This is a genomic window from uncultured Fibrobacter sp. (assembly GCF_937877005.1).
Taxonomy (GTDB): Bacteria; Fibrobacterota; Fibrobacteria; order Fibrobacterales; family Fibrobacteraceae; genus Fibrobacter.
Genome location: NZ_CALEFV010000165.1, coordinates 1 through 5878 on the forward strand (window position 1 = coordinate 1; position 5878 = coordinate 5878).

Sequence of the window (5878 nt, forward strand, 5' to 3'; positions counted from 1 at the left end):
ACCATGTCAAGGTAGCGCTCTAACCAACTGAGCTAATCGACCGAGGTGAGACCAAATATAGAAAAGCTTTTTTTCGTTGTCAAGGGGCTATGTTCCTTTAATTTACCGTTCCGAATCGGGAACCCAGTAGCGTAGACGCCCGCTTACATGGATGGGGGGAAGACTGTCGCTACAGACTCCGCTGCGGCAGTCCTTGAAATAGAGGTTCAAATCGGCAGTCCATAGCGAGTCGGGGATAATCTCGTCGAATTTGACATAGCTGCTGTCATCGACTAACGGGGCCTCGATGGATTTTTCTTGTCGCATCCAGGTGACATACTGGAATCGGCCGTTCAAGCTCGCCCTGGCTATGGGAACTAGCTTAGTGCCGGTTTTCGCATCGTTGACCATCAAGGAAAACTGGTCCCCGCGGTCACTTTCTTCGATTTGGGTGCAAAAGTAGAAGTAGTGATGGCTGTTGTTGACGCGGAAAGGGGGCTCCACGTCGTTTTTGGCAAGTTCGATGGTGTAGGGACCGTCTCCGTTGACGGTGTACTTGAAATAGCCTCCGCCTTTGACTTCCCAGCTGCTGTTGATGTCGGCGCAGCCTGCCAGAATGCCTATTAGACACGCCAACGGGCCTACGGCACTACATGTCGCTGCGGCAAATCGTTTTTTTATCGTGTCCTTTAAATTCATGCACCTAAACTAGAAATTATCTTTGTGTCTAAACAGTCCCTGTTAGGTCTAACGATGGTTGAAATAGCTGCTAAAGATGATGCCCGCGAAATCTGCAGGCTCGATCTGGAAACTCCTTTGGGGGTTGTCCATTTAGCAGGCTTTGCGCAGAAGCCTGAGCATCGTTCGGTCATTTTCGGAATCATGTCGGAATATCTCGGCAGGCCGGTGACGGCGGCAGATCTCGTCGAATCTAAGGAAAATCCGCGTCCAACATTTCCAGAATTCGATTTTGACATAAACTGGACTCATTCCGACGGCTATTGCGTGCTAGCCTATGGAGAGCGCCATTCTCTGTCGCGCTTTCGGTTGGGGGTCGACTTGGAGCGTTTTTCTCATAAGCGTCTTCATTTGGCGGATCGCTTTTTCAGTGCCGAGGAGGCTACTCTGATTGCGTCAATGGATGGAGATTGCGCCGAAGTGGAGTTCTTTCGCCTGTGGTGCCGCAAGGAAGCCTTTTTCAAGTGCGTAGGTGGTGAATTTTTCGAGGGCTCGCTCCGCCGCTGCATGATAAAAAATCCGCTGCATTGGGATGCATCGGATCGTCTTATTCACTTTATGGATTTGGAAGGCTTGGCTATTGGCGCTCCTATGAAGTCTGCGCTCTGCATTGCTGTAGCAGAAGCGGCCGTCCACTAATCGTCTGTCGCTAGTTCGGCAGTTCCTGCTCGCCCTGAGCGATGGGCGAATCGGGTTTTCCCTGATTCGGGGCTTCGAGCGCGTAGAGCGGAAGACTTACCAGTTCTTCGTCGTCGACGATCAGGCGGATGATGTACTTGTCGGGACGCTTAATCTGAAAACGTTGCAGGTTTAGTACAAGGTTCACTGCTGCGGTGTCGAAACCCTGTGCGACCGGTTCTAGCGGAATCTTGGACTGCATCGGGGGAACGATTGGCTTGCCGCAAACATCCTCAAAGACGAGGGTCAAGTTGTGTTCGCCTGCTTCGCTCCTCAGGTAGCGGATGCGGAAAGCCGTAGAGCATTGCGGAATGACGAGGGGAAAGTTTGCGAAAATGCGGTCGAAGGCTCCGAGAATGTTCAGGCGTCCGCCGGTGCCATTGGCGGTAGCGGCGTCACAGAGGGCTGCAATTTCAATATTCATTAGTGGATCTCCCAGTTGTCGGCCACGTACTTCATGACGAGCGGGCCATTGTAGAGGTTCTTACCGCCTGCGTTTTCGCGGGCTAGCATGGAAAGATAGATTTTGCCGGATCCATCGATGGCGAGTGTCGGACACGATCCGCGCAAATAGTACTTGTTGTCATCGTAGAATACGGTGCTAAAGTAGGGCAACTGGTTTTCCCCGTGGAAATGCCACTTGTTGTCCTCGTACCTGAACACATGTACCTGCGACAAGGCGGGACGGCCGTTGTCATCGATGGCGGCGTAGAGGATTCCGTTCCTTACGGCGAGGCTGATGTGGTAGGCGATGTAGCCCTCGTACAGAGGCTTCTTGACGAGGCCGTTCTTGTCCCAGTTGATTTCGCCGGTCTTGTATGTTCCCTGGAATACGTAGGGGCCGTATGTATTGACATTGCGGCTCAGGAATCCCATGTAGATGCTTGACCCACTCGAGGCCAGGTTGATCTTACTTACGTCAGTGGCGCTGAATCCGTTGTTCTTGATGAGTGTGAAGTTTGCCGAGTAGAGGCCATAGTATGCCGTATAGGACTTGTTTACGCCAACGACGGTCAGTTGTCCGTCATCGTTAAATACTGCATCGACTTCGCGGAACTGATCGGTTCCGGGGAACACGTTGAATTTGGTATTCTTGCTCCATTCGCTACCGCCGTAATCGTACAGATAGATTTTTTGGTCTGCGTTTTTCAGGATGACTATGTGGGGCAACTCGGAAGCCCTGACGACCAACTGGGCGCCAAGGATGCCCGTGAATGCGTCTCCCATAGAAGCAAAGGCCGATGTCGCTCCCGTGGACTTGTATACGGAGAAGTTTCCAGTGCTTTCGAGAAGCCCCAGGAAGAGGTCGCTGCCATTGGTCACGAGACGAATCGTGGAGACGGAGTCCGTCGTATTGACCGAGGCTATGTTAGTCCAGGCCCCGTTCCTGAGGGTTGTCACGGTTACCTTGGTCTTGGATTCGAGATAAGCGACGACGGGTTTGTCGTTGACCAGTGTCAGAACCGGCGGTGTATTCATTGTCGAACTGGCGATAATCGTATCGCTGCTCTGGTTCTGCCAAGCCTTGCGGAAGTATACTTTGCGCGAGACTTCGTCGGCGCGGTGGCGGTTGTAGAAACTGAGTGAAGGCGTGGTCGTGGTGCTGTCGCGGTAGTCAAGATAAATAGTCATGGAACCTTCGTGCGTCTTGCGGACGAAGGCCGTGTTGAATTCGGCGATGCTGGTATCCAGACTGCCGTCCTTGTTTCCCTGGTAGAAGTTTCCGTCGACATTGCTGAATCGCCACCAGAAGTCCTGAGCGTTTTCATTACCGAGTTCACCCATGATGGAATTGAATCCGCCCCATCCAGGTGTGTAGAAGTATAGGGCTTCGTCGTTTACGGCTTCGTCACCACTCCACAGGTAGACTGTGTCTGCGGCTGTAATGACGCCCTGCGGATGGAACTGGAGAATCCGGACTTCCGCAGTGTCGCTAAGCACGTCCTTGCCACTGGTTTCCTGCGCCGAAATGATACAGTACATGTCCTTGCCCTGTTCGGAATAGGTGGAATCCTTGCCGATAGTGAAAGATTCTCCATTTTTCTTGTAATCGTACTTGGGTACGCTCTTTTCCATTGTCTTTCCGCTAGCCTTGTCCTTGCATTCCCATGTAAACCAGTCGATGCCCTGCCAGGCGGAATTGACGGAAGCATCCAACGTGAATGCGTCTCCGGGGTTTACATAAAGGAGTTCGTCCTTGACGCGGATAATGGGAATGTCTGTCGTGAACGAAATATTGATGGTGTCATTTGTTGTATTGCCGTCGTTGTCGGTAACTCTTGCGACGCAGTAGAATATGACCTGAGGTGCAGGGGCTTTCCAAACGGTGTCGTAGTCGCTGACAGTTTTCCATTTAGAATTAATCTGTTCCGGGGTGGCGCAGCTCCACTCGCGCTTGGCTACGGAACCGGGATCGGAGGGAAGATTATTGTTGTCGCTTGCGGTTGCGTTCAGAGCGATGTTGAATCCTTCGCGTACGGTGAGGTTTTTGTTAGCGACCGTCACAGATGGTGGCGCAAGGATAATGTCGATGGAAACCGTGTCCCTGGCGGTATTGCCATCGTCGTCGGTTACGCGGGCGATGCATCTGTATCCGTTCTGCGGTGTTGACGGCATCGTCATGTTGGTGCGGGGAGTTGTTGTCGAGGAATAGGTGAATCCGATGTTTTCGGCAGATGCGGATCCGCAGCCCCATTCGTACTTGACGATTGTACCGAGGGAATCCTGTGCATGAGCGTTCAGTTCAATCACGTCCTTGATAGTGACTCTGCTATAGTTGGAGTAGGCTGTAACGGTGGGTAATCCGACAATGACTTTGTATGTGGCGGTATCTCTGGCGGTATTGCCATCGTCGTCAGTAACCTGGACGACACAGTAGTATGCTGCAGTTGCTGTCGAGGGCATGCGGACGATGGTCTCGGATCCGGACATGGGATCCCAGGCTGGATTCTTGAGCTCTGCAAGGTTGTCGTCGCAGGCGATGTCGTATTGCGTGATAATGCCAAGCTTGTCTGTCGCGTTGGCCTTGATTGTCTGGTTTGAATTAATTTTGACGGTGTCTCGCTGTGTATTGAGTGTTACAGTAGGGAGGTCGAGCAGGGTTGCGAAGATGAGTGTGTCGAGACCTTCTTCTCCGTCGTCGTCGATAGCCTTGAAAATGCAGCGGTGGTTCGCGACTTCGACTCCGGGGAGTTGCACCTTGAGCGGAATGTCACTAACCGATTTCTGGGGTACGCTAAATGTGGTGTCGTGGTCGAAGGCTACCATGCCGTTGCTGCAGCCCCATTTGATCGTGTTGATGGTTCCGAACTTATCGCTTGCGGAAGTCTTGACCGTCACGATGGAATTGATCTTGTATTCGTTGGAGTTGCTTTCGGTGGTTGCGTTGATGCTTGGAGGATCGCTGATGACGATTACAGTGGTCGTGGCTGTGGCAGAATTGTTATCTTGGTCCTTCACCGTGACTTTAATGGTGTGCTCTCCGACGGTGTTGAAGGACATGTCCGCTTCCTTCACGTCTTTTGCGGGGCAGGCGCTTGCAGAACCGGTGCAAGTCCATTCGACATTCAGAGCTGTAGAAGTCTTGCCGAGGTAAGTCTCGACCTTGAAATGGACGGGGTCGTTAAGGCTTACGGTATCGTCGAATGCGGGCTCGGTAAAGATGATTGACGGGTTTTCTCCCAAGGTGCCGAACTTGACCTGTGCCTTGACGTTGGCCCCGTTGCTCTTGTATTCTGCCGTCATGAAGTAGTCGTTGTCTGGCGTGGTGGAGGAAATATCGTCGTAGCTCAAGCTGTGCGTCGTGCTGCCGTCATCGAGGACCTTCGTCTTCTTGGTGATAGTTCCGTTGCCTACATCCCATGTCCAGGTGACGGAGTCTGCTGCCGGATAGGCGCCAATCACCTTCGCCGTGAAGACGAGCTTTCCATCTGTTCCGATGCGGGCGTTCTGTGCTCCGTTCACGTTCAGGGTCATCGAGGTCGCCTTCACGACAATAGTCTGGGTGGGAAGGGTGGTCGTGTTTCCGGCCTTGTCTTTTGCGGAGTAGTTGAACTGGTGCTCTCCGTCCATCAGTCCCGAAAGGGCTAGCGGACAGTTAAATACTGCATTGTCGTCGCTCTTGCTGCAGTTGAGAGTCTGAGCCTTTCCATCGATTGCTGCGGTGACGGTGTCTAGGAACGAGCCCAGGTCTCGGGCGTAAATGGAAAAGTCGTATTCGCGGCTAGTTAAGGTGTCAAGATTCTTGACTAACAGAACCGGTGCGACGGTGTCCTTGAGCAGCATTTCGTCCACCTTGACGATGGACCCGGGGTCGACATACAGGTCCTTCTGAACGGCTGGTTTGAATTCTCGCAAAGAGTCCGAACTGGCTGTGGCAATGTAGGGGCCGGCGTCAACTTTGATCGTGTAGTTGCCTTTGGCGTCGGTGTAGCTGTCAAATGTCTTGTTCCCGTTGCTGTAGGAAACATGGATGCCGGCATGC

Annotated in this window: 4 protein-coding genes; 1 reads left to right on the forward strand and 3 read right to left on the reverse strand. The window is 52.6% G+C overall.

Annotated elements, in window-relative coordinates:
* Positions 1-102: 102 nt before the first annotated feature.
* A complete protein-coding gene (locus tag Q0628_RS07920) occupies positions 103-678 on the reverse strand; it encodes a hypothetical protein (protein ID WP_298769846.1) in 576 nt (191 codons plus the stop codon).
* A gap of 24 nt (positions 679-702) precedes the next feature.
* Here Q0628_RS07920 and Q0628_RS07925 point away from each other — a divergent pair, with 24 nt between their 5' ends.
* Positions 703-1356, forward strand: coding sequence for a 4'-phosphopantetheinyl transferase superfamily protein (locus tag Q0628_RS07925; RefSeq protein WP_298769848.1), 654 nt, complete (start codon positions 703-705; stop codon positions 1354-1356).
* A 10-nt stretch (positions 1357-1366) separates the two neighbouring features.
* On the opposite strand, the gene Q0628_RS07930 is transcribed toward Q0628_RS07925, so the two are convergent.
* Together Q0628_RS07930 and Q0628_RS07935 are read right to left on the reverse strand one after the other, a co-directional pair.
* Positions 1367-1819, reverse strand: coding sequence for a hypothetical protein (locus Q0628_RS07930; RefSeq protein ID WP_298769850.1), 453 nt, complete (start codon positions 1817-1819; stop codon positions 1367-1369).
* Positions 1819-5878 (reverse strand): hypothetical protein (locus tag Q0628_RS07935; protein WP_298769852.1); only part of this gene is annotated, 4060 nt, incomplete at its 5' end. The genes Q0628_RS07935 and Q0628_RS07930, both read right to left, overlap by 1 nt.